Genomic DNA, 24,547 nt, shown 5'->3' on the forward strand with positions numbered 1-24,547 from the left:
CTGAACAAATAAAAAAGAGAGTTACGCTACCCACAAAAGATGACCCCGATAAGCTGTCGGGGTCATCTTTTTTAATTTTTTCTGATAGAGACGATTGTTGTAAAATTCAATATAATCTTCAACTGCATACCAAAGATCTTGTAGTGTTTCTGTTTTTTCAGATAATACAACGTCCTTCATATGACCAAAGAATGATTCCATAGGTGCATTGTCCCAACAGTTACCGCGCCTCGACATAGACTGAATTAGCCCCATATTCTGAACTTTTTCCTGGAAAACAGGGTAGGTATAATGAACCCCTTGATCTGAGTGGATATACCTTTCCATTACTGGCATATCCTTAATCACATTATTTAATTTATCTAGCGTTTCATAAACTAAATTCATTTTTAAGCTAGTTGAGAAGTGATGTGCAACAATTTCGCCGGTAGCACCATCCTTAACCGCTGAAAGATAGGCCCATTGTCCACTTCCATAAGGAAGATAAGTGATATCTGAGAGAAATACTTTGTACGGGATACCTTGATCAAACTGACGATTGACAAGGTTTTTCTTGGTAGCATTTTCCTGGGTTGCCTTCATCATTTTACGGTATGGTTTCGCTGATCGTATTGATGATATGATGTTATTCTTGCGCAAAATTCTTCTGATTTTTTTATGATTCATTACTACATCGTATTCAGTTTCTAACGCCATTTTTATTTCATCAATCCCACACTTCTTCTTATCCAGAAAAATTCTATATAACAATTGGAAATCTTCCCAATCATTTCGAACACGCTCAGCACGTTTATCGCTACTATTTAGCCAGTAATAGTAGCCGCTTTTACTTACCCCTGCAAGGTCGCATAAATGATTCACCATCCCAGCAAGTTGATTCTCACGAATAATTTGGTTAATTAATCTAAAGCGTTCTTGTTTACTTAAGTCGTTTCTTTTGTCGTTTTTCACGCTCCTCTCGTGCAGTTCTAATTTTTTAACTAGTTCAAGATTCCCCTCTAGATAGGCTATACGGGCATTTGCTTTGTCTAGCGCCTCTTGTAACAATACATCTTCTCCGTGATCTTTATATAATCTTTTCCAACGTGATAGCGATTGATCGGATTTTCCTTTTCCGATTAAATGAGAAGGAAGTCCAGCAAGTTCAAATATCTGAGTGGATTTCATGCCTTGTTTGCTTTGTTTAATGGCCTTTATTTTGCATTCTGATGAATAGGTAATACTTTTCTCTGTCACACTTTTCACATTAGGATTGTTTCTTAAAGCTTGAATCTCAGCTTGGCTATATATCTTTTTACTCATCCTGTCCATTCCCTTCTGTATAACTCAAATAGAGTATACCGAAAATTTTGCATAAAAATAACCCGAAAACTTACAACACTCTTTTTTGAGTGTTCAGTTTTCGGGTTGAGATTCAAGCTACGTAAATCCTCTTTTTTTTTGCGGTAAATTTGGGCTATCTATAAAGATATTAATTCAATATCTAAAGTAGTTAATAGGATGAACAAAGCTACCAAGTGCATAAAACTCTTCAGACCATCCTTTATGATATACAGAATTTAGACGGTCTTATTAAGTGTGTAAGACTTTTTTGTAGGAGATGTATTTATCTTTAAAAATCGAAAAAAATAAAAAAGATTCAATCAACCATAAATAGTAAACTCTTATTCAAGTATAATTTTCATCTCTGTTTCTAGGATAATAATTAGTTTTGGAAAAATGACTAAAATAAAAATCTTAACTTTTTTATATTGTGTTTATAAAATTGATGCGCATCAATTTTATATCTCTCAAAAATGAATACACTGTAGTTGTACAAAAGTATAGGAGGGATTTATATGCAACAGACTATTTTGAAACATAAAAATCATATTACGGTTATTAGTGGTTTACTTATTATGATAGGTTTTATTGCACATTTCATTTTTACTAATACGGTTATCTTTAATAGTGCTTTTATCATTGCATCCATATTGGGTGTTTTGCCAATTGCGATACAGGCTTTTCAGGCTATAAAAGTAAAAGTAGTGAGTATTGATGTTTTAGTAACGATAGCGGTTATTGGCGCTTTCTTTATCCAAAATTATGAAGAGTCAGCTATTGTTACTTTTTTATTTCTATTTGGCTCATATTTAGAACAGCGTACACTTAAGCAAACACGATCTGCTATTAAAGAGTTGACGGAAATGGCTCCAGAGACTGCTTTTAAGCAGTTGCAGGAGGGACAATTTGAAGAAGTAAATATTGATGAAGTAGTGGAAGGAGATATTCTCTTAGTAAAAACTGGGGCTAAGATTCCAGTAGATGGTAGGGTAACTACTGGAAAGGGACATGTAAATGAGGCTAATATCACCGGCGAATCTTTACCTCTAAAGAAAGAGAAAGGTGACGAAGTATTTGCCGGTACCATTATGGATAATGGGACTATTCAAATAGTCGCTGATAGAGTTGGAGGGGATTCTACATTTGGTCGAATTATTGAATTAGTAGAAGAAGCACAAGATTCTAAATCAGAAGCTGAACGATTTATTGACCAGTTCTCTCGTTGGTATACACCTGTGGTACTTATCATTGGGCTATTAGTTTGGGTACTAACTAAAGATACGGCACTAGCAGTTACTGTATTAGTACTTGGTTGTCCAGGAGCCTTGGTCATTGGTGTACCTGTTTCAAACGTGGCGGGTATAGGAAATGGTGCAAAGAATGGTATTTTGTTTAAAGGTTCTGAAGTGATGAGTCATTTTGCGAATGTAGATACAGTCCTATTTGATAAAACAGGTACCTTAACTGAAGGAAAGCCTGAAGTGGGTGAATTTGTTTACTATGGAAATAATCAAGAGGAGGATTTGTCTCTATTATTCTCGGTTGAAAGGGAATCTGATCATCCCTTAGCAGTCGCTATTACGAATAAGTTAGCGCAATATAAACTACGACCTGTAGAGCGTACACAGGTTATAAAAGGAGGGGGCATAATTGCTCACGTTGATGGACACATCGTTGCAGTAGGGAATAAAAACTTAATGGAACAAGAAAGGATACCACTATCTGCTGATGTGCTTAAAAAATTAGATACATTAGAAAGAGACGGTAGTTCAATTGTATTAACAGCAGTTGATCATCAGTTAATGATTTTAATGGGGATCCGTGACCAGGTTCGACCAGGTGTTAAACAAGACCTACAAAGATTAAAATCACTTGGTGTTAAAAATCTCATTGTATTATCAGGGGATAATCAAGGTACAGTTAATTTAGTTAAAAAAGAGCTAGGATTAACCGAGGCCCATGGCGATATGCTGCCTGAGGACAAGCAAGCATTTCTAAAAGAAAGACAGTCTAATGGTGAAATTGTTGCTTTTATTGGTGATGGTGTGAACGATAGTCCCTCTTTAGCTACTGCAGAAGTAGGGATAGCTATGGGAAATGGAACAGATGTAGCCATTGAAAGTTCAGATATTGTTTTGATGAATTCCAATTTTAATCGTCTCCCCCATGCTTTAGGTTTAGCTAAAGGGACATATGCGAATATGCGACAAAATATTCTTGTTGCTGTTGGTGTGGTGATAATATTACTCTTTAGTTTAATATTCAGTGAATGGATGTCTATGTCAATTGGTATGTTAGTTCATGAGGCAAGTATTTTGGTCGTTATTTTAAATGCAATGAGATTAAGAGGATATCAATTAAAATAATTGATCCGTGTCAATTATTTTTTAAAAAATACCTTATATAATTTATTTAAAGGAGTGATAGATATGACTAAAGCAACATTGAAATTAGAAACATTAACTTGTCCATCATGTTTACAAAAAATTGAAAGTGGGTTAAAGCAAACTGCTGGTGTAGAAAAGGACTCTGTAAAAGTGCTGTTCAATGCAAGTAAGGTAAAAGTGGATTTTGATGAAGAACAAGTCAATTTGAGTACAATTGAAAACGCTATTGAAAACTTAGGATATTCCGTTATTAGTTCAAAAGTGAAGGAAGGTATATAAAATGACAACAGTAAATGAAAGACAAGAAAAATTAGCTGCTGAACAAGCCTATAAAGAACATATACACCATACAAAGATTAATGCTGCAGCTGTTACAGACCATGTACTGGCTAATATTCATACCTTACATGTAAAATTACATCAATATCACTGGTATGTAAAAGGGGCAAATTTCTATTCATTGCATGAGTTATTTGAAAAACTGTATAATGAGAATGAAATATGGTTTGATAAAATTGCAGAACGTTTACTAGCTTCAGGATTTAAGCCAGCATCAACAACTGTTGAATTTCAGGAATTTACAATAATTTCTGAAGATCCGTCTGAAAAATATTATTCTGCTGAAGAAATGGTGTTACAGTTAGTAGAAGATTTTAGAACTAATCGTGAATTTACCGTTCGTGCATTGCGTTTAGCTCAAGAAGAAGCAGATGATGCATTAGAGGATTTACTAATTAGTTATAAAGATTATTTAGATGTAAATATTTGGCAACTTCAAGCCTTTGTTAATAAGGATGCGTTAGAAGACGATGATTATATAGATAACGATTAATTAGGAGGAAAGTTGTATGGCACACCATCATCACCATAGTCATGTAGATTGTATACGGTTAGTACCAATTTTTAACCATCTAAACGAAGAACAAATGAGTTTAATTGCACAATCAGCGCATGAAGTACATTATGCAAAGAATGCGTTGTTATTTGGAAATGGTGATAAAGATGACACACTATATATCGTAAATAATGGGCGTGTACGTATTTATAACTTAAATGAATCCGGTCGGGAACAAACGGTACGCATACTAAATCCTGGTGATTTTATGGGCGAAGTGGCTATTTTTCAAACTGACAGTTACCATTCTAATTATGCTGAAGCAATATCAGAAGTAAGCATATGTAGAATCCATAAAAAAGATATGGATAACTATCTAGACGCTTACCCAGAAATTATGAGACGAATACTTTCAGATGTTACGAAACGTTTACAGGTATCAGAAAAGCAGACGATGCAGGTTGGTATGGAGCAGGTAGAGTCTCGTATTATTAATTTTCTAGCAGAATATGTTGAAGATGAGGAAAATCATACTTATGTGACATTACCAATGTCAAAAAAAGAGCTAGCTTCTTATTTGGGTACAACACCCGAAACAATAAGTCGGAAGTTCTCTTTGTTAGAGGATAAAGGTTTAATTAAACAACATACGCATAAATATATTGAAATATTTGATCTAGATGAATTATTATTTGCATCGAGTTAAAGTGAACTCTATCAAAAAATAGAATTAATAAGGGGAATTAATAGAGTGGTTTTATTTGTAAATTAGTTAGTAAAAAAGAATATTCGTTATTCATGAAAAACTAAAAGTAATAACTTTTTAGAAATTCTAGGAATATAATTAAAGTGTGGAATAAAACCGTAAGAGAATAATGTAGAGGCCCCCAAAAGTTAGACCAAAAATCTAACTTTTGGGGGTCTATTTTTATGGGACGAATTTACAATTTAAGTGCAACACATAAAAATTTCAAAAAAAGAACCATAGTTTTCCTTTAAAATAGATGTACCACCAACTACAGAAAGGAAGAAAACTATGAATCCATATTGTCATCTTACCATTAATGAACGCGAAATAATATTCCTACTGCATGAGCAAGGTAAGTCTTTAGGATATATTTCTAAGCAACTAAATCGTGCAAAATCAACAATTTTAAGAGAACTAAAGCGAAATACTATTCAAGAAAAAAGTTATTCTCCCTCAAAAGCACAAGAAAAGTATCAGCAAAGAAAGACTAGAAAGTGTGGTCATAAACGCATACTTCTAGATACAGAAATTCATTCTCGGGTAAAACGACTCTTTTTGGAAGAACAATGGTCTCCAGAGGAGATTAGTGCCCGAATGAGACTGGAAATAAATCAGCAAGCGCTTAGTTATAATACGATTTATCGTGCAATATATCGCGGAGATTTTGATGAACCGAATCTCTCTCACGGCAATAAAGGTGCCATTCGTAAGTTAAGACATCGAAGTAAAACACGGCACACAAAAAATTATCAAGAGCGTCGTGGAAAAATACTAATTTCGAATACGATTCATGAACGGCCATCTGCTGCCAATGAGCGCCTTGAGATTGGTCATTGGGAAGCAGATACTGTAGCCGGTAAAACTGGTAGGGCTTGTATTGTAACTCTAGTCGATCGTAAATCTCGTTATTCCCTACTTGGTAAGGTTGAAAAGAAAATCTCTAAAAATGTGATTGATTGTATGATCAATCTACTAAGAAATGTTGGAGAAGGTAAATGTAAAACCGTTACACCCGATAGAGGAAAAGATTTCTCCCAACTTAGTCGAATAACGCTAGAGTTAAATGGCACTAAAGTGCATTTTCCAGATCCACATGTTCCATGGCTACGTGGTTCAAACGAAAATACTAATGGTTTATTACGAGAATATTCACCCAAAGGTGAAAATATTTCAGGTATTTTCGATAGTCAAATTCAAGAATGGGCGAATAATTTAACCACGCGACCACGGAAATGTCTAAATCGGAAAACCCCTTATGAGTTATTTTTTAATGAATCGTTGCACTTAATTTGACAATTGAAGGTCAAAACGAGCTAATTCTGGGCCTTCACGAAAGATAATGTGATATTCGTCACATTTGAAATCCTAAGAATTTCACACGAGCTACACCAAGGATATCATGTAAGCGTTTTTATAAATATTTATAATAAAAGTATAAAGAAAAACAAATAAACTATAGGAGGCAATAAGATGAACAACCCAATTCATGTTACTTCAGAAATTGGTCAATTGAAGAAAGTTATGCTACATCGACCTGGTAAGGAATTAGAAAATTTAATGCCAGACTATCTTGATCGATTACTTTTCGATGATATTCCTTATTTGGAAGAGGCACAACGCGAGCACGATGCGTTTGCAGAGATCCTTTCAGATAACGGGGTTGAGGTATTGTACCTAGAGAAATTAATGGCTGAAGCCATTGACCATGCGGATGTAAGAGAAACATTTGTAGATCAATGGTTGGACGAGGCGGATGTTGCCAGTCAAGCGGCTAGAGAGGCTATCCGCGACTACTTGTTAGCGATTGAAGATACATTTGAGATGGTCTTGAAAACAATGGAAGGCTTCAAAAAGACTGAGTTAGATATTTGTGAGGGTAAAAACCTAGCGGATGAAATCGAAACGGACTACCCGCTTTTAGTAGACCCAATGCCAAATCTATATTTCACGCGCGACCCGTTTGCAACTATGGGTAATGGTGTTTCCTTAAACCGTATGTATTCAGAAACCCGTAATCGCGAAACTATTTACGGTAAATACATTTTCGAACACCATCCAGTTTATGGTGGCGGCGCAGTTCCTTTATATTACGACCGCAACGAGACCACTCGTATTGAAGGTGGGGACGAATTAGTTTTATCTAAAGACACCCTAGCAATTGGTATTTCACAACGAACTGATGCACGTTCAGTAGAGAAATTAGCGAAAAATATTTTCGAACAAACTGAGTTCACCCGCGTTTTAGGCTTTGTTATTGCATCAAATCGTAAGTTCATGCATCTAGATACAGTCTTTACCATGATTGACTACGACAAATTTACTATTCATCCAGAAATTGAATCAGGCTTGAAGGTCTATGAAATTACTAAAGGTGAAGATGGCCAAGTTAATATCGACTTGACGGAAGATACTTTGGAGCATGTGCTAGCCAATGCATTAGATGTTGAACAAGTGACCTTGATTCGTACCGGTGGTGACGACATCGTTGCCGCAGCCCGTGAACAATGGAACGACGGTTCAAATACCCTAGCAATTGCACCTGGTGTTGTTGTAGTCTATGACCGCAATACAGTAACCAACAAAAAGTTAGAAGATGCAGGAATTGAATTGCATAAATTACGCGGAAGTGAATTGGTTCGCGGTCGTGGAGGTCCCCGCTGCATGTCAATGCCATTCTACCGTGAAGATTTACCTGAAAAATAATCCGCCAATCAACTAATAGGAGGGAAACATATGTTTCAAGGACGTAACTTTTTAAAAGAAATTGATTTTACAAAGGAAGAATTAAATTACTTAATCGACTTTTCTATCCACTTAAAAGACTTGAAGAAGCGCGGTATTCCACATGAATATTTAAAAGGGCAAAACATCGCCTTACTATTTGAAAAAACATCTACTCGTACACGTTCAGCCTTTACTGTGGCAGCCAACGATTTAGGGGCAGCACCTGAATTCTTAGGCGCTAATGATATTCAATTAGGGAAGAAAGAATCTGTTGAAGATACAGCTAAAGTTCTAGGTTCAATGTTTGACGGGATTGAATTTAGAGGTTTTAGCCAAGAAGTTGTTGAAGGTCTAGGAAAATATGCTGGTGTCCCGGTTTGGAACGGTTTAACAGACGAATGGCATCCAACTCAAATGATCGCTGATTTCATGACTTTGAAAGAAGAGTTTGGTGAATTAGAAGGCCGCAAATTGGTTTACTGTGGTGACGGTCGTAACAACATGGCCAATTCATTATTTGTAACAGGTGCCTTACTTGGGGTAAACATCACCATCGCAGCACCAAAAGAATTATTCCCAGATCAATCAGTGGTTGATTTAGCGGAGAAATATGCTAAAGAATCTGGCGCTAAATTAGAAGTGACAGAAGACATTAAAGCAGCTGTCCGCGATGCAGATGCCTTGTATACAGACGTTTGGGTATCAATGGGTGAAGAAGATAAGTTTGAAGAACGTGTTAACTTATTATATCCATACCAAATTAACAAGGAGTTGGTGGACGGAATTAAAGGCGACTATATCTTCCTACACTGTTTACCAGCCTTTCACGATGCTGAAACTAAATACGGTCAGAATATTCTAGACCAATTTGGCTACAGTGAAATGGAAGTGACTGATGATGTATTTCGTAGCGAACAAGCGCGTCAATTCGAACAAGCTGAAAACCGGATGCATTCAATCAAAGCCATTATGGCAGCAACTAACGGTCACTTATTTATTCCAAAAGTTTAATTTATCCGAGTGTAAGATGCATTAAAAACTTTGGAAGCAACTTAGTCATTCTATGTGTTCATTAGCATTGATTCGACAAAATACATAGATTTCTATAAGCAGGCAAGCAGACTTTTTAATATAAAAGCTTTGCTGGCCTGCTTTTTATTTGGTATCCATTTTTACATTTTTTAGAAGGAGGAAGAAAAATGGCTGAAGAACAAATCAAACAAGGCCATATCGATTCAGATGCAATCCAGGAAAATAATCAGAAAGATAATAAGAAAACCGGTAAGAAATTTAAAATGCCCAATTCTTTTACCATTTTGATGATCATTACAGCGATTATCGCAGTCTTAACTTGGATTGTGCCAGCAGGGCAATACGATACCACAGCAGATGGTAGTTTTATTGCAGGGACTTACTATACCATAGACCAAGTGCCACAAGGGATTTGGCAAGTATTGAGTGCACCTTTTATCGGCATGATTGGAAACGATTTAACCCAAGGAGCAATTGAAATTTCCCTATTCATTCTGGTATTAGGGGGCTTTTTGAATGTGGTTACTCAAACAGGGGCCATTGACGCGGGAATTAATGCGGTTATCCAAAATAACAAGAATAACATGACTCGCCTTATTTGGATATTGATGTTCATTTTTGCCTTAGGGGGTTCATCATACGGGATGGCTGAAGAAACAATTCCATTCTATGCTTTACTGATACCCTTAATGGTGACCGTTGGTTATGACTCACTAGTTGCAGTCGCAGTAATTTTAGTGGGGTCTGGTTTAGGCGTTCTATCATCTACTGTTAACCCATTTGCGACTGGTATTGCCTCTTCTATGGCCGGCATCGGTTTAGGGGAGGGGATTTTACCGCGTGTAATCATGTTTGTCATCATGTACATTATTGGGGCTTTCTACGTATCACGTTATGCCAGCAAGGTCCTAGAAGATCCTAAAAACTCTCTTATCTATGATCAAATGGACGAACAGAAAGAGAAATTCAAGGTTAAAGAGGACTTAGGTGACATCACATCAACCCAAAAATCCGTCTTAACATTATTTATCCTTGGCTTTGTCATCATGATTATGGGGCTGATTCCTTGGACCGATTTATCAAGTAATTTGACATTCTTTGAAGATTTCCACGGAATGATAATGGGCACACCAATCCTAGGTGATTTAATCGGTCAATCTTTACTACCATTTGGTTCTTGGTACCTAAGTGAAATTACCGTGTTATTCTTCTTAATGTCTATCATCATCGGTTTCGTAGCGAAAATTCCAGAAGAAAAATTCATTAATGACTTTATCGACGGGACCAAAGACATTTTGAGCGTAGCCTTAATTTGTGCGGTTGCCCGCGGTATCCAAGTCATCATGAATGACGGTCAAATCACCGCCACCGTATTGCACTGGGGCGAACTTTTATTAGCCAATCTATCATCAGGTATCTTTATCGCCATTACTTACATCTTCTACATCCCAATGTCCTTCCTGATTCCATCAACATCAGGACTAGCAGCAGCGACCATGGGGATTATGGCGCCACTAGGTAATTTCGCCGGTGTTGCAGAAAGTTTAATCGTTACTGCCTACCAATCAGCAGCCGGCTTAGTTAACTTGATTACCCCAACGTCAGGTGTTGTCATGGGTGCCTTAGCCATCGCCGGTATTGAATTGACCACTTGGTGGAAGTTCATGGCAAAATTGATTGCCGGGGTATTCCTAGTGTCAGTCGTGTTGTTGGTAGCGTTCGCATTATTAGGTTTATAAATCAGAAAATGAATAGCGTATTGAAAAGGAGTGTACTATAATGACAAGTAAGAAGATCGTTGTAGCTTTAGGTGGTAACGCCATTCTAAAAGATGACCCGAGTGCAGCAGGACAACAAGCAACCCTTAGAGAAACTGCTGCCCATTTAGTCAAATTCATTGAAAATGGGGATAAACTCATCATTACCCACGGAAACGGTCCCCAAGTAGGGAACTTATTATTACAAAATATCGCAGCGGATTCTGACAAGAACCCAGCCTTTCCACTAGATTCTTTAGTAGCTATGACACAAGGGTCTATTGGCTATTGGTTACAATCTGCCATGCAAAATGAATTAGCTAAACGCAAGCTAGATAAGTCTATAGTTTCAATGGTTACTCAGGTCATTGTGGGCGAAAATGACCCAGCCTTTGACAAACCAACAAAACCAATCGGACCATTTTACACGGAAGAAGAAGCAAAAGCAGAAATGGCCAAATCAGGCGCCACATTCGTAGAAGATGCAGGGCGTGGCTGGCGAAAAGTAGTGGCTTCACCAAAACCTGTAGCTATTAAAGAATTAGTGTCAATCCGCGACGCTGTCAATCACGGACACGTGGTCATCGCAGCTGGTGGAGGTGGTATTCCAGTTATTGAAAAAGATGGCCAGCTTGAAGGGAAAGAAGCGGTTATTGATAAAGACTTTGCTTCACAAATCTTGGCCAAAGACCTTGACGCAGATATGTTTGTTGTCCTAACAGGGGTAGACAATGTCTACATCAACTTCAATAAGAACAACCAACAAAAATTAGATACTGTCACCGTTGAAGAATTAGACCAATATATTGCAGAAGACCAATTCGCAGCGGGCTCTATGCTACCAAAAATTCAAGCAGCCCAAGCCTTCGTCAAAGACAAGCCGGCATCTAAAGCCATCATCACTTCTCTTGAAAACTTAAGCAACTTAATAGAGAATGAAGCAGGTACCATTATCGTCAAAGACAGACCATAAAAGTTAGACATGAATGATCAGACCTTAATAATTTAGACCATAAATAAAATAGGCGACACGCTGCTGATGTCACACCGCCTTTTGTTATCACTTCTCCTTAATAGAAAGAAATATGAATATGTACGGAGAAAGATGGTGAGTTGGTGAAAGGAACAAATGCATCCATGCAAGATCAGAAAAAATTTCAATCGAATGAAACAAGACTTAAAAAGATCGACCACTTTAAAGAGACTTATTGGTTAAATCATGCAAATCACGCAGATCATGCCGATATCACGGACCAAAATTACCCACAACCAGCTTGTGTCACCATTGATATGTCGAGTCCAAATATTGGAAAGCTCATGAGTTTAAATCATATTCGCTCGACAATTACTGGGCATGCTTTACAAAATATCTATCAATACGCAGGATATAAGACCGTCACAATTAACCATAAAGGGGATACCGGTGACTACTTAACGCTCCTTGTTTTCGCCATACAAACTTGGGGCGACGAGGTCACCATTGAAAAATGCCCACTCAGAGCATTTACTCGGTTATTACGGAAATTCCACGAAGAAGTAGACCTCAATCCGGAGTTAGAAGATCAAATATATTACGTTAGGCAGCAGTTAGCTAAAGAAGATTCAGCTGCTGCTAAAATTCTAGCAGATATTTACAAGCAGAGTAATCAAGCCTTTGATGGCATTTACAACCGTTTTAACGTACACTTTGATTTAAATCGGTATGAGTCTGCCTATTTAGACCAAGCAGAAGCCTGGATTGATAAGATGGTGGCTAAAGGGATTGCCGAAGCGGACGAAGAAACAGTGACCCTTTCATTAGAACAATATGACTTGCCATTAGGTTTGTTGAAAAATGGCCAGCCGTTATATTTGGCGCGGGATATCGTTTCCGCTACGGACACCGCTAAAAAATATCAAAGCAACCTTAACTTATACGTCGTGGGTAATGAACAAACCACGCATTTTAATCAAGTTGTCGCTTCTTTAGACAAATATACAGACGTGGACGCTGCCGAATTTATCCACGACGCGCTTGGCTATACGGCCGTATTGGGTAAACGCTACTTCAATTTGAAGCATGAAATTAAAGATATTCATGATCTGCTAGAGAAATTAGAAGCAGAATTAAGAGGTAAAAGCAGGGACTTTACTTTCCTGAACACGGATGATCAAATCGCCAAAATAGCTAGTAATAGCCTAATCTATGCCTTATTAAATCAAAAACGATTAGCAGGCATCGACCTAGACTTTGACACCATGGTAGATGAAAAAGGGGCAACCGCCTTACATATAACAAAAACTTACCATCTCTTACTTGCAGAATTGGGAGAAACTGCATCAAGTAACACAGGAGATGTAAGTGAATCATTCAAACAAGCGATTTACCAAGCTTATATGGCAGACGAACCCTATTACATCGCCCAATACCTCAATATTTTGTGCCAGGAAGTGGACAAGTATCCGCCAGTTATGACTACTGATATTCAATTAGCCTTGAACGAATTCAATCTAGCCTTTCGATTACTAGGCTTAGAGATGACGGTATAGAATGAGATTGTTACAGAAAGGATATGAACTTTGGTAAACAGAGATTTAGAACTATATATGGAGTCGTTAGAGGACGAGCCATTCTTTGAAAATTTTACCACTGAGCAAATGAACTTGTTGGAGAACAAAGCAAGGTTTCATCAGTACAATAAAGGACAAGTCCTATTCTTTCAATCTGATCCCCGCACCCATTCCTACTATCTGTTGAAAGGACTGGTCAAGCTCGAAAGTGTGGCTTACCAAGGCGACTTCTCCTATATCGATTTTATCGAGAAGCAGACCTTCTTTCCATATGGGTCCGTCTTTGGCAAAAAGGAATACACTTACGATGCCACAGCCACCACAGACATTGATATTCTATTGATTCCTAACGATATCTTGGAAGAAATTCTGCACGTCAACATCGCCCAACTGCGGTATATGTACAGTCAAATCACCAAGAACCTTAATTTTTTGGAAAAAAGATTGCAAGTCACAACTAGGTCTAGCGCCTATGAAAGGGTACAATTTGTCCTAGCTCTCTGGCAATATGACATGGCAAAGCCATACAAAGATGGCAATATCATTCAATACCCGCTAACAATAAATGAGCTAGCAGCAGTAGCCGGCACCACCAGAGAAACAGCTTCAAGAGTTATCCATGACCTCAAAGAAGAAGAGCGCATCTCCTTCAAACGTAAAGCCATCTACTACTTAGATCCGCAATACTTTGAAGACATGCTTCAATAAACTAAGCCGAAGGCTTACTCTTTACATTATGTAGTTCAGCGTAACTATTACTTTATGTATAGAATAAGAAGCCTTCGGCTTTAGCTTTGCCTATCATTGCTTTAAAATCAGGATGCGATGCTGGGCAAGCACCAGTCTTGACTTCTGAATTACTAACCCAAGTATATTTAGTATTCAGATTAAGCCCATCAAGGATGTTGAGACTTATTTTGAAATGAATAATCGTACATCATTAAAAACACTGTTATTTCGATAGTTACTAGTAGTTTTGATTAATCACGGATCGCTTCGTTTCGTAGATTTTTCTAATAGTTTGGGTTTAATAGAAGGTGCATAACTTATACGTGTTGTTAACTTTGATAATTAAAGGAGATATCGAGAGCATCATACTTTTGATTAAAGACCTTAGTGTACATTTTCAAAAGTACACTAAGTTTGGAAAAGTTATGTGCAATGTATTTATTTAAACACGGGAAGGGATAACTAGCCATCAGCCGCTTAAGAGGATAAAATGTGAATTAGTTAGGGTTAGTGATGAAGTCGCTGTTAGGCTAACAGCGAAGTTCTTGAAACTAGAGACATTCAGAGTGCACGAGCCGATGTCAAAGGATGATCCAACTATGGCTCTGGGTGGTATGGTCCAGCGGCTTTTTAATGGCCTAGTCTTTCTGCCCGAATAAATAAACACGAGATGTTTAAATTTAAAAAAATCATGGATGAATGTCCATGATTTTTTGATTATTGATTGTCATATATGAAAAACTCGAATGGTTCCGTTGATTCTGAACCATCAAATTGTTCGAATAAACCTGATTGATCAAATCTTAAACTACCAGCGCGACGCATTCCTTTGTAATCATAGAAAGGATAATTACATGAAGAGTCAGTGAATAGGTAATAATTTGCTACATTTTTAGCTTCAAAATAATCTTTAGCGGCTTGGAATAATTTGCTGCCGATTCCTAGACCTTGAAAATTTGGATCCATAATAAATAGCACAATACGGCCATCGTAAGCTACATCTTTTTTAGCATTTTCTAGTAATTTTGCATCGTATTCACTTTCTATTTTCATCCGGTTATAAAAATAGTCGGCAACTTCAGGACCTTGAGCATGAATCGTTGCAGCTGATTCGATAGTGGATTGCATCAGCATCCGGCCGTATTTAGGCTCTGAATCTGCGGATACTAAAATAACACCAGCAATCTGGCCGTCAACTTCCGCAACGGTTACCATTGAGGCATCACTCAATGAGTTGTTTAAGTTTAAGTCAACGTAAGCATCAGTTGCCTCCGGGTATTCTTCATAGTCTGATTGAAACCAAGCGCCTCGGTTTAATGCGTGTAATGCTGGATAGTCTGCAGCTTGGGCAGATCTTAAAGTAACTTCTTGTGTCATAAAACACCTCCATTTTACATTCTAACCGATGAGCATATTAAGTTCAAATGATACAGAGCGCCCGTTGTGTGGTGCTTAAAAAGGGCGAATGAATGCGTTTCCCATAACTTAACTGCAATTGCTTTTGCACCCATTACCGCTTATAATGAAAGAGAGATTCTAATCAAAAATTAATGTAGAATACAAGCAAAAGACCTTGAGCGGAGGAAAGTACATGAATTTTATTGTGACATCACCTTTTTATCCAGAGAATTTTCAATTATTTACTAACCGGTTAAAACAGCAAGGGTTCAACGTTCTTGGCATCGGTCAAGAACCCTATGACCAATTACCACAATCATTAAAAGATGATTTGACTGAATACTACAAAGTCAACGACTTAGAAAATACTGAAGAAGTGAAAAAAGCTGTTGCTTACTTATTTTTCAAGCACGGGAAAATTGACCGGATTGAGTCGCAAAATGAGTATTGGTTGAATTTGGAAGCTGAGATTCGTGAACAGTTTAATATTCCTGGCAACAAGCCCAAAGATTTGCGTAAGGTTAAATTTAAGTCTGAAATGAAGAAGTTGTTTGCTAAAGCAGGGGTTCCAGCTGTCCCTGGTAAGGTAGCCAATAAGAAGGTTACGGTTAATCGAATTGTAAAAGAATTTGGACTACCCTTAGTGGCTAAACCCAATTCAGGTGTTGGTTCTTCAGGGACATACAAGTTAAAAGACCAAGAAGCAGTGGATAAATTTGTTGCAGAGTGGGATGAGAAGGAGGCCTATTTCTTTGAGCCTTATATTGAAAATGCAAAATTACTATCTTATGACGGCTTGATCGATCAAAATGGGAATGTCGTCTTTGAAACAAGCTTGTATTACCGTGACCCAACTTTGGAGGTATTAAAGTACCAATTAGACTACGGCTATATTATTCAAAAGGAAATTCCAGAAAAATTACGGACGTACGGTCAAGCTATCGTCAAACAATTCGGTATGAAGGAGCGGTTCTTCCATATTGAATTCTTTGAAAATGGGGACGACTACCTAGTGGTTGAATACAACAACCGAGTGGCCGGTGGTTATACTATTGATATGTATAACTATGCCAACCATGTGGATTTATTCCGTCAATTTGCCCGCATTGTGGACGGTCAACCTTTTGAAACACCAACTGATTCTGCTCGTTATTGCGTGGCTATTACCCACCGTGATCAAAATACTTATGCTCACGATGAAGCGGATCTACGCAGTCATTACGGCGACCGTCTTGTCTTCTCAAAACGTTTACCAGACGCTTTTGCGGCCTTACAAGGTAACCAATTCTATGGTATTTTAGCGGATACAGAAAAGGAAGTTGAAGAGATCTTCAACTACGTCCACCAACATAAAGAAGGCTAGCTTTACATTGACTGTCATTTTACCCAAAACTGGAGGAAACCCCATGAACGCAGAATTCTTACACCATTATTCAGGTCACTTAAATCAAGAAATGTACTTAAATCGCTACGGGCACGCAGGTATTCCGGTAGTGGTATTCCCGTCATCTGGTGGTTCTAAAGATGAATTTGCGGACTTCGGCATGATTGAAGCCGCACATTATTTTATCGAAGAAGGAAAAGTTCAATTCTTCACCTTATCATCCCATGACCAAGAATCTTGGTTACACAAGGGCAAGTCCCAACATGACCGAGCTGAAGCCCACAATGCCTACGAACGTTATGTTATTGATGAAGCTATCCCATTCATCAAGCACTATACAGGTTGGTTTGACCCAATGATGACAACAGGTTGCTCAATGGGTGCTTACCATGCCCTGAATTTTCAATTGAAGCATCCGGATGTCTTTAATAAAACCCTTGCCTTATCAGGCGTTTACGACGTCCGTTACTTTGGTGGTGATTTCGGCGGTGACCTAGCCGTTTACTACAACTCTCCAGTGGACTATATTTGGACCTTGAACGATCCATGGTTTATCGACCACTTGCGCCAAGCAGATATCGTCATTTGTACCGGTTTAGGTGACTGGGAGGCAGATGGTCTACCCGGTTACTACAAGTTGCGTGAAGCTTTTGAGAACAAAAATATCCCAGCATGGTTCGCAGAATGGGGGCCAAATGTGTCTCATGACTGGATTTGGTGGCGCCAGCAACTGCCTTATTTCCTAGGTCATATGGTCTAGAATCTTTTAAATATTGATTGGAAAAGGACGTCACGTGGTTAAGCACGGCGTTCTTTTTTGATGAGGTTCAAATCAGAAAAATGCACAGCTTAATCTTGGGGATTCTTTTTTCAAAGGGTCACTTATAGGTGGGAGGGCTTTGCTATGGTAAAATATAGACAAATTTTAAATCGTGGGGTGACAAGTCTATGCGCGTCATAGCTGGAAAATTTGGGAAACATCGTTTAAAGGCGGTTCCAGGGGATAATACCCGACCAACTACTGATAAAATCAAAGAATCATTATTTAATATTATTGGTCCTTATTTTGATGAGGACACAAGAGTTCTGGACTTCTATGCGGGGTCTGGGGCGCTTGGAATAGAAGCCATTTCAAGAGGGGCAGCAGTCGTTTACGGTTTTGAAAAGAACCGGCAAGCACAAGCGACGATTAAGGAAAACGTGGCTGCTGTGCGGATTGAGGACCAATATGTTTTGAAGTCAGGGGACAACCGCAAAGCCATCCAACAATTACGTCAAGCAGATAAAGACCTGCAATTTGACTTGGTATTTTTGGACCCACCTTATAAAGGCCAACAATTAGAAGATGTGATCAACGGCTTTTTAGCGGATAATTGGCTGGCACCGGATGCCCGCTTAATTTGTGAATTAGACAAGCGAGACACACTGCCAGAAGCCTTTGGACCACTCAAACTGATCAAAGATGTGACTTACGGAATCACTAGAATCCTGGTATACCAAATGGAGGAAGACTAGATGACAACAAAAGGAAGAGCCTTATACGCCGGGTCTTTTGACCCTTTAACAATGGGCCATGTGGACATGATTGAACGGGCTGCCAAGATGTTTGACTACGTGTACGTCGCTGTCGCAACAAATACCACCAAAACCTCTTTATTTACTGGCGAGGAGAAATTTGCTTTAGCTCAGGAAGCCACTAAACACCTAGATAATGTGGAAGTGATCTACTTAAAATCTGGCCTAACAGTGAATTTCGCTAGAGAATTGGACTGCGGTATTTTGATCCGCGGTTTGCGTAACGGTAGTGACTTTGAACAAGAAACCAACATCGCCTTAATGAACAAGCATCAAGCACCAGATATCGAGACAGTTCTATTGTTATCAAGTGAGAAATATCGTTTTGTTTCAAGCTCTATTATTAAGGAAGTGGCGAAGTTTAACGGGGACGTGTCTGGCGTTGTGCCGCCAAATGTCAACGAAGCCATTAAAGCCAAATACGCTGAATTAAATGGTTAAATTTTTTAAGTTATAGAACGATAGAACAATACTAAATGAATATATCAGTTATAAAAGACGTTCTCAATTAAGTCAATCTAGGCCTCTTTTATAATATTTTTTGAAATCGTTTCATTTGAAATATGAATATATGTGCATTACCATTGACTATGTAATCCTTATTTAGAAGAAATTAATGCGACGTAAGACATTATAATACATTAGGAGGACTGTCACATGTACATTAGAAAAGCAAAATTACAATATCATGCAAAACCTGAGAAAAGTAATCCTATTCTCGCACGACGTTTACAGGAGATTTTAGGGGGTCAATGGGGAGAAACTACAGGAATGTTAGCCTATACGCTTCAAGGTTGGAACACCGTTGGCAATGAAAAATATAAAGATTTATTATTAGACACTGGTACGGAAGAAATAGGCCATATGGAAATGTTAGCTACCATGATCAATGACCTGTTACGTGACGCTCCTACTGATACGATAGAAGAGTTTGCGAGAAATAGTGATCCAGCCACTGCTGCAATACTTGGTGGTATGGACCCTCAACATGCATTCGTCAATGGTCTTGGTGCAGGGCTATCTGATTCTAACGGAAACCCGTGGAGCGCAAATTTCATCACCTCAAGCGGTAATTTACTCGCTGATATGCGTTTCAATGTTGTCCGTGAATCACAGGCTCGCCTTCAAGTATCACGTAACTTCCTGCAAACTGAGGATAAAGGTGTTCGTGATATGCTAAGCTACCTCATGGCTCGTGAAACGCAGCACCAGCTTCAATTCTTAAAAGCTTGTGAAGAATTGGAAGAAAAATACGGTCCAGTTGTACCACATGGTACTCAAGACTTACAAAAACAAGGTAAGGAGTTTACACATACACTTTACAATTTCTCAGAAGGAGAAGCCTCCCAAGCACTCGAAGGAGAAACTGCCCGTGATGGGAACAAATTCCACTATAGTAGTGACCCCATTATGGCAGGTGGTGAACCTGATTTAACAGCTGCCCCAGAAATATTAAGAAATACGCCACCTGAAGATCCAAACACTACTGTTGAAGAAGGACGCAGGATGCTTGAAGGTGAACAAAATACAAGTAAATAGTTAAAAAAATAAAAATATACCTGGCTTAGACTTATGTGATATGCATAAGTCTTTTTTTGTGTGGCTTTTTCACCGAAAGGAGATATTTCCAAAAGACAGGAAAATACCCTCATTATCTAAGGTCGTATATGTGAGAAGTGTATTTTATGAGATTTCCTTATTTTGATTGACCTATATTAGAAAATAAATGTTCAAAGTTTTGGAAAATGAGCCAACGCTTTTAACTGAACTTGCCGTATATAATAGGTGAGGTGATCATAATGAATCAGTTGCGAGCGTGGCTAAGACAATTTAAGTTAGATATCAAAGAAATGAATATCAAACAAGTGTGGTTCTTGTATAGATCCTACTTGCTGGGTATTTTTGTTGTCTTTTTGACTGTGAGTGGACTAGGCATTTACGGACTTAGTCAGGTATTTCAAGGCAGACAAGGCCAAAATAACGCCTTAGTGGTAGAGGCAGAAACGGACGAAGTAACATCTGACTCGTTAGCGACAGAAGAACGTTTGTCTAAAAATACTGTAGTTTCATCAAGTGCGGTGAGTGGTATAGCAAGCGAAATCTCTAGAGAAGAAGCTAATGAAGAATCCGAAACTAACGCTAATAGCGCAGCCAATGAAACCTGGTATGTAGACATTAAAGGGGCTATCAAAGTTCCGCAAGTTGTCCCAGTGACCCCGGGTATGCGGGTTCATGATGTGGTTGAAATGGCGGGTGGGGTAACTGGAGAGGCTGACCAAAGTCAGGTGAATTTAGCTCAATTAGTGACTGATCAAATGGTGATTTATATCCCTAAAGTTGGCGAAGAGGTCAGTCCTCCAACTGAAGCATTGGTTGCTGATTCCCAGGTCACAGAAAGTGCTGTATCCGAGAGTTCTGGGGACGCTACAAGTGGCGGGGACCTGGTCAATATTAATACTGCAGATATTACAATGCTACAGACTTTATCTGGTATAGGGGAGAAGCGGGCAGCCGATATCATTAATTACCGGGAGACGAACGGTTTATTTGAAACCGTCGATGATTTAGACCAAGTTTCAGGTATTGGGGAGAAAACGATGGAGAAGTTACGACCTTTAATCACGGTGAATTAAGATGCAATATAAGTTAGTCCTCCATAGTTTAGGTATACTTCTACTTGCCATTGTAGCCCTGACCAATAGTCCTTGGGCCTGGCTTTGTTATGGCTTATTTATGGTCCGTGTGCTTGCTTTAAAAGAGGGTAAATTTCTGCTACAACTAGTGTTTGTACATTGTTTACTCGGCACTTACTTTGTCTATCAAGAAGCAGGTCGACACAGTATCCTAACTGGATCAGAAGAAGAATTGGTTATGGACGTAGCCATCACTGATGTAAAAGTCGAAGGGAACCTCTTGTCTTTTCAAGGGACCGTGCGTTTAGACGGACAGAATGAAAAGGTGCAAGTATTTTATATGCTGGGCGAAGAAGCGGACCAAAAAGCATGGTTAAACAAAGACCAATCATTTCGAGCTGTAATTACGGGTACTTTGGAAATGGCCGATGAAAACCAAAATTTTCACCTGTTTAACTACCGGACTTATCTAAAACGGCAGGATATTTATTGGATTATGTCACCGGATGCCATCAACGTGATGGGTCATTTGAATCACTGGCAATTTTGGTTAGCCAACCAAAGACAAGCCATAATCAACTGGCTGGGGACCATTCAAAATCCGACCGTATCAGCCTATACTTTGTCTCTCTTTTTCAATAAAATGGATGCACTTGAAGGGGAGGTGTTAGACGCTTATCAAGCGATTGGCCTGATTCATTTGTTTTCGATTTCCGGTTTTCACGTCCAGTATTTCTTAACTTTTTTCAAGAAAATCCTTCTTCGATTAGGCATCACAGTAGAATCTTTTGATTATTTCGCCATTGCCATCCTACTCCTATATACCGTCTTTTTAGGTTGGCCCTACGGCATGATTCGGTCCTTTGTGGCCTATACCTATAACGTCCTCCAGAAGCGGCGGGGCGGGCAACCTTCATCACTCGTAGGCACTTCCTGGTCCATGATTTTACTCCTAATGATAGATCCACGCATTATCTTTACCATGTCCTTTCAGTTAACTTATGCCCTGTCCTATACCATTTTATTTACCGGGAAATTTATCCAAGCCAAATGCCGGCACTCTCTACAAGTCGAAATCTGGCAAAGTTTCATCTGTAGTTTAGTCACCATTCCCTTTTTAACCATGACCTACTTTGAATTCTCCTGGGTGTCCCTTATCTTAAATTACGGCTACTCCTGGCTATTCGCCACCTTTTTATTTCCCGGACTCCTTTTGATTTTACTCATTCAAATCACCGGCTTAGGCCCTTATTTCACCTGGCTACAAGCTGGATTAGCTTATTTGATTGAGGGAATAGAAATGCTAGCTCTTTTCGCTGAAAAATGGACTTGGTTTCAGTGGGTGACTGGTAGACCACAAATTGCAGTCTTGGTATTTTTTGTGGTCACTTTACTCATGTATCTAGCGAATCTTTCCAAAGCGAAAGTCAGTAAAAGCTTGCACGGACTATTAGCGATTAGCTTAGTTTTACTGTATTTGAACCCTTATTTACACAGATACGGGCAAGTAGCCATGCTAGCGATTGGGCAGGGGGATACCTTTTTCCTGGAAATGCCTTACCAAAGAAAGGTCTATTTAATCGATTTAGCGGGGAAAATCAACTTCACTACACTTTTAGCTGACCAAGATCCATCCAAATCATGGCAATTACGGGACAGTGAAAGTGTCGCTGAAAGGCAAATTATTCCAGCGCTTAAAGCAACGGGGACAAGGACGATTGATGGGGTGTTTTTAACTCACGGAGACTTCGACCATATCGGATCATTCGGTGAAATCGCCAAGGCCTTTAAAATCGAAACCTTATATTTACCAATCGGAATGGACGCGGACACAGAATCCTTAACTACCTTGCAGGAAGCAATCGAGGTGGGGAAGAATCCTAAAATGAATATCGTCTGGCTCAAATCGGGAGACCAGGTGGCCCTTGACCAAAAAACCAACTTACAGGTTTTAGCGCCGGATAAATCAGGTGCAGGAGAAAATGCGGATTCTTTAGTCTTATATGGTAGAATAGGACTTCATGACTTTCTATTTACAGGAGATATTGATGGGGCAGCAGAAAATGCCCTCCCGAGTCTACCGGTCGATATTTTAAAAGTTGCTCACCACGGATCAGACCATTCAACGCCAGCTGACTTTATCGAGAGGACTGACCCAAAAATCGCTTGGATTTCAGTGGGTAAGGACAACCGGTATGGCCATCCAGCTGACCGGGTGGTGGCTGATTTAGAAGCCAATCAAACAAAAATATATCGGACGGATACAATGGGCGCTGTCCACTATATTTATTGGCCCAAATCCGCTAAAATAGACAGTGTGCAATCAAATTAGGAGGTAGGTTATGGAATTACAAAAGGCATTACAGGCGCTAAATAACGGGCAAATTGACCCCATATATGTACTACAAGGGCCTGAAACCTACTTAATCAACCGGTTTTTAACGGCCATTGAAAGCCAGTACTTACAAGAAGACGCCAATGCCATGAATTACATGTCCTTTGATATGGAAGAAGACAGTTTGGCGGACGTCATGGTTGAAGCCAACACCATTTCATTTTTCAATGAACCGAGGCTGATTTTAATGCGGCAACCAGCTTTTTTAACGGGGTCACAGAAGAAGAATGCCATCAAGCAGGATGACGCGTCCTTACTCGAATACCTGGATAATCCAGCTGATGGTGTGGTTTTAGTCATTGTGGCAGATTATGAATCCTTAGATGGCCGGAAGAAAATTGTGAAACAACTGAAGAAGAAGGCCACATTTGTGGATACCTCTGTCATGGCCGAACCCCAAGTGAAAGACTATATGCAGCGGTACGTGGCATCAGAAGGCGTCGATATGACCAGAGAAGCTATGGCCCTATTCTTGAAACGAACCAATTACCAGCTCTCCCAGTCCATTCGTGAAATGGACAAGTTGATTTTATATGTAGGGGATGAGAAAAGGATCAACCAGCGAGATGTTGACTTGTTGGTGACACCGTCATTGGATGACAATATCTTTCATCTAACGGACTATATAATGCGTCAAGATTCGGCTGCTGCTTTAAGGTTATACCGCGAACTAATCGCACAGAAAAATCAACCCATTGCCATTCTAGGTTTACTCCAGTCTAACTTCCGCTTGTATACGCAAATTATCCAATTGAAGAAAGCGGGTTACGACCAGGGATCAATGGCTGAAACCATTGGCGTTCATCCATACAGGATTAAAATGGCTGGCCAATCGATTCATCCTTATTCGCCGAATTTACTCATGGTGGGTTATATGAAGTTGATTGAATTGGACTTTGATATTAAACAGGGGAAGGTAGACCAGCATCTTGGGATTGAGTGGTTTATTTTAGACTTTTGTTCAGGTAAGGCAGCTAGTTAAGACATATATATGAGAAAAAACAGGCAACAAAAAAAGCAGGAAAATGCGTACGTCATTTTCCTGCTTTTTATAATGATCGGTTTTGGTAACACCAT

Annotated in this window: 21 protein-coding genes; 19 read left to right on the forward strand and 2 right to left on the reverse strand. The window is 39.0% G+C overall.

Annotated elements, in window-relative coordinates; all coding sequences use genetic code 11:
* Positions 1–21: 21 nt before the first annotated feature.
* Positions 22–1,302 carry an IS3 family transposase gene (locus tag A6J77_RS06510; RefSeq protein ID WP_227645137.1) on the reverse strand — a complete coding sequence of 427 codons (1,281 nt, stop codon included), beginning with the start codon at positions 1,300–1,302 and terminating at the stop codon, positions 22–24.
* A 536-nt stretch (positions 1,303–1,838) separates the two neighbouring features.
* Here A6J77_RS06510 and A6J77_RS06515 point away from each other — a divergent pair.
* The 11 genes from A6J77_RS06515 (at position 1,839) to A6J77_RS06565 (ending at position 14,064) form a co-directional block, all read left to right on the forward strand.
* On the forward strand, positions 1,839–3,689 hold the full coding sequence (locus A6J77_RS06515) for a heavy metal translocating P-type ATPase (protein ID WP_083069244.1): 1,851 nt from the start codon (positions 1,839–1,841) through the stop codon (positions 3,687–3,689).
* A gap of 63 nt (positions 3,690–3,752) precedes the next feature.
* Positions 3,753–3,989, forward strand: a complete 237-nt coding sequence (locus tag A6J77_RS06520; RefSeq protein ID WP_083069248.1) for a heavy-metal-associated domain-containing protein — start codon at positions 3,753–3,755, stop codon at positions 3,987–3,989.
* A gap of 1 nt (position 3,990) precedes the next feature.
* On the forward strand, positions 3,991–4,542 hold the full coding sequence (locus A6J77_RS06525; protein ID WP_083069249.1) for a Dps family protein: 552 nt from the start codon (positions 3,991–3,993) through the stop codon (positions 4,540–4,542).
* Between the two features lie 16 nt (positions 4,543–4,558).
* Positions 4,559–5,251: a Crp/Fnr family transcriptional regulator gene (locus A6J77_RS06530; protein ID WP_083069251.1), complete on the forward strand. Its 693-nt coding sequence runs from the start codon at positions 4,559–4,561 to the stop codon at positions 5,249–5,251.
* Between the two features lie 330 nt (positions 5,252–5,581).
* Entirely contained in the window at positions 5,582–6,586 is a 1,005-nt protein-coding gene (locus tag A6J77_RS06535) for an IS30 family transposase (protein ID WP_083069253.1), read from the forward strand.
* 177 nt (positions 6,587–6,763) lie between these two features.
* The gene (arcA, locus tag A6J77_RS06540) at positions 6,764–7,996 is read left to right on the forward strand and encodes an arginine deiminase (RefSeq protein WP_083069255.1); all 1,233 of its coding nucleotides are present in this window, start codon (positions 6,764–6,766) and stop codon (positions 7,994–7,996) included.
* A 30-nt stretch (positions 7,997–8,026) separates the two neighbouring features.
* Positions 8,027–9,028 carry an ornithine carbamoyltransferase gene (gene argF, locus A6J77_RS06545; protein ID WP_083069257.1) on the forward strand — a complete coding sequence of 334 codons (1,002 nt, stop codon included), beginning with the start codon at positions 8,027–8,029 and terminating at the stop codon, positions 9,026–9,028.
* Between the two features lie 284 nt (positions 9,029–9,312).
* Positions 9,313–10,788, forward strand: a complete 1,476-nt coding sequence (locus tag A6J77_RS06550) for a YfcC family protein (RefSeq protein WP_227645194.1) — start codon at positions 9,313–9,315, stop codon at positions 10,786–10,788.
* Positions 10,789–10,828: 40 nt separating this feature from the next.
* The gene (arcC, locus tag A6J77_RS06555) at positions 10,829–11,779 is read left to right on the forward strand and encodes a carbamate kinase (RefSeq protein WP_083069262.1); all 951 of its coding nucleotides are present in this window, start codon (positions 10,829–10,831) and stop codon (positions 11,777–11,779) included.
* Between the two features lie 164 nt (positions 11,780–11,943).
* A complete protein-coding gene (argS, locus tag A6J77_RS06560; RefSeq protein WP_083069264.1) occupies positions 11,944–13,335 on the forward strand; it encodes an arginine--tRNA ligase in 1,392 nt (463 codons plus the stop codon).
* A gap of 30 nt (positions 13,336–13,365) precedes the next feature.
* Positions 13,366–14,064 (forward strand): Crp/Fnr family transcriptional regulator, encoded by a 699-nt coding sequence (locus A6J77_RS06565; RefSeq protein WP_083069266.1) that lies wholly within the window; start codon positions 13,366–13,368, stop codon positions 14,062–14,064.
* Positions 14,065–14,802: 738 nt separating this feature from the next.
* Here the strand turns inward: A6J77_RS06565 and A6J77_RS06570 are convergent.
* Positions 14,803–15,462: a GNAT family N-acetyltransferase gene (locus tag A6J77_RS06570; RefSeq protein WP_083069269.1), complete on the reverse strand. Its 660-nt coding sequence runs from the start codon at positions 15,460–15,462 to the stop codon at positions 14,803–14,805.
* Between the two features lie 214 nt (positions 15,463–15,676).
* On the opposite strand from A6J77_RS06570, the gene A6J77_RS06575 reads away from it, so the two are divergent.
* The 8 genes from A6J77_RS06575 to holA all read left to right on the forward strand — a co-directional run bounded on the left by A6J77_RS06575 (position 15,677) and on the right by holA (position 24,452).
* Positions 15,677–16,846: an ATP-grasp domain-containing protein gene (locus tag A6J77_RS06575; RefSeq protein ID WP_083069271.1), complete on the forward strand. Its 1,170-nt coding sequence runs from the start codon at positions 15,677–15,679 to the stop codon at positions 16,844–16,846.
* A gap of 43 nt (positions 16,847–16,889) precedes the next feature.
* Positions 16,890–17,627 (forward strand): esterase family protein, encoded by a 738-nt coding sequence (locus tag A6J77_RS06580; RefSeq protein WP_083069273.1) that lies wholly within the window; start codon positions 16,890–16,892, stop codon positions 17,625–17,627.
* Between the two features lie 188 nt (positions 17,628–17,815).
* On the forward strand, positions 17,816–18,382 hold the full coding sequence (rsmD, locus tag A6J77_RS06585; protein ID WP_083069277.1) for a 16S rRNA (guanine(966)-N(2))-methyltransferase RsmD: 567 nt from the start codon (positions 17,816–17,818) through the stop codon (positions 18,380–18,382).
* Positions 18,383–18,883 carry a pantetheine-phosphate adenylyltransferase gene (gene coaD / locus A6J77_RS06590; protein ID WP_016896729.1) on the forward strand — a complete coding sequence of 167 codons (501 nt, stop codon included), beginning with the start codon at positions 18,383–18,385 and terminating at the stop codon, positions 18,881–18,883. It begins immediately after the preceding gene.
* 216 nt (positions 18,884–19,099) lie between these two features.
* Entirely contained in the window at positions 19,100–19,981 is an 882-nt protein-coding gene (locus A6J77_RS06595) for a manganese catalase family protein (RefSeq protein ID WP_083069278.1), read from the forward strand.
* Positions 19,982–20,241: 260 nt separating this feature from the next.
* A complete protein-coding gene (locus tag A6J77_RS06600; protein ID WP_083069279.1) occupies positions 20,242–21,075 on the forward strand; it encodes a helix-hairpin-helix domain-containing protein in 834 nt (277 codons plus the stop codon).
* A gap of 1 nt (position 21,076) precedes the next feature.
* On the forward strand, positions 21,077–23,407 hold the full coding sequence (locus A6J77_RS06605) for a DNA internalization-related competence protein ComEC/Rec2 (RefSeq protein WP_227645138.1): 2,331 nt from the start codon (positions 21,077–21,079) through the stop codon (positions 23,405–23,407).
* A gap of 10 nt (positions 23,408–23,417) precedes the next feature.
* Complete coding sequence (gene holA / locus A6J77_RS06610; RefSeq protein ID WP_083069280.1) at positions 23,418–24,452, forward strand: DNA polymerase III subunit delta; 1,035 nt, start codon at positions 23,418–23,420, stop codon at positions 24,450–24,452.
* Positions 24,453–24,547 lie beyond the last annotated feature (95 nt).

The sequence above is a fragment of the Aerococcus viridans genome, from assembly GCF_002083135.2.
Lineage (GTDB): Bacteria > Bacillota > Bacilli > Lactobacillales > Aerococcaceae > Aerococcus > Aerococcus viridans_C.

Coding starts and splice junctions, on each gene's coding strand:
- A6J77_RS06510 (WP_227645137.1), bottom strand. CDS start 1,302: ATGAGTAAAAAGATATATAGCCAAGCTGAGATTCAAGCTTTAAGAAAC.
- A6J77_RS06515 (WP_083069244.1), top strand. CDS start 1,839: ATGCAACAGACTATTTTGAAACATAAAAATCATATTACGGTTATTAGT.
- A6J77_RS06520 (WP_083069248.1), top strand. CDS start 3,753: ATGACTAAAGCAACATTGAAATTAGAAACATTAACTTGTCCATCATGT.
- A6J77_RS06525 (WP_083069249.1), top strand. CDS start 3,991: ATGACAACAGTAAATGAAAGACAAGAAAAATTAGCTGCTGAACAAGCC.
- A6J77_RS06530 (WP_083069251.1), top strand. CDS start 4,559: ATGGCACACCATCATCACCATAGTCATGTAGATTGTATACGGTTAGTA.
- A6J77_RS06535 (WP_083069253.1), top strand. CDS start 5,582: ATGAATCCATATTGTCATCTTACCATTAATGAACGCGAAATAATATTC.
- arcA (WP_083069255.1), top strand. CDS start 6,764: ATGAACAACCCAATTCATGTTACTTCAGAAATTGGTCAATTGAAGAAA.
- argF (WP_083069257.1), top strand. CDS start 8,027: ATGTTTCAAGGACGTAACTTTTTAAAAGAAATTGATTTTACAAAGGAA.
- A6J77_RS06550 (WP_227645194.1), top strand. CDS start 9,313: ATGCCCAATTCTTTTACCATTTTGATGATCATTACAGCGATTATCGCA.
- arcC (WP_083069262.1), top strand. CDS start 10,829: ATGACAAGTAAGAAGATCGTTGTAGCTTTAGGTGGTAACGCCATTCTA.
- argS (WP_083069264.1), top strand. CDS start 11,944: ATGCAAGATCAGAAAAAATTTCAATCGAATGAAACAAGACTTAAAAAG.
- A6J77_RS06570 (WP_083069269.1), bottom strand. CDS start 15,462: ATGACACAAGAAGTTACTTTAAGATCTGCCCAAGCTGCAGACTATCCA.
- A6J77_RS06575 (WP_083069271.1), top strand. CDS start 15,677: ATGAATTTTATTGTGACATCACCTTTTTATCCAGAGAATTTTCAATTA.
- A6J77_RS06580 (WP_083069273.1), top strand. CDS start 16,890: ATGAACGCAGAATTCTTACACCATTATTCAGGTCACTTAAATCAAGAA.
- rsmD (WP_083069277.1), top strand. CDS start 17,816: ATGCGCGTCATAGCTGGAAAATTTGGGAAACATCGTTTAAAGGCGGTT.
- coaD (WP_016896729.1), top strand. CDS start 18,383: ATGACAACAAAAGGAAGAGCCTTATACGCCGGGTCTTTTGACCCTTTA.
- A6J77_RS06595 (WP_083069278.1), top strand. CDS start 19,100: ATGTACATTAGAAAAGCAAAATTACAATATCATGCAAAACCTGAGAAA.
- A6J77_RS06600 (WP_083069279.1), top strand. CDS start 20,242: ATGAATCAGTTGCGAGCGTGGCTAAGACAATTTAAGTTAGATATCAAA.
- A6J77_RS06605 (WP_227645138.1), top strand. CDS start 21,077: ATGCAATATAAGTTAGTCCTCCATAGTTTAGGTATACTTCTACTTGCC.
- holA (WP_083069280.1), top strand. CDS start 23,418: ATGGAATTACAAAAGGCATTACAGGCGCTAAATAACGGGCAAATTGAC.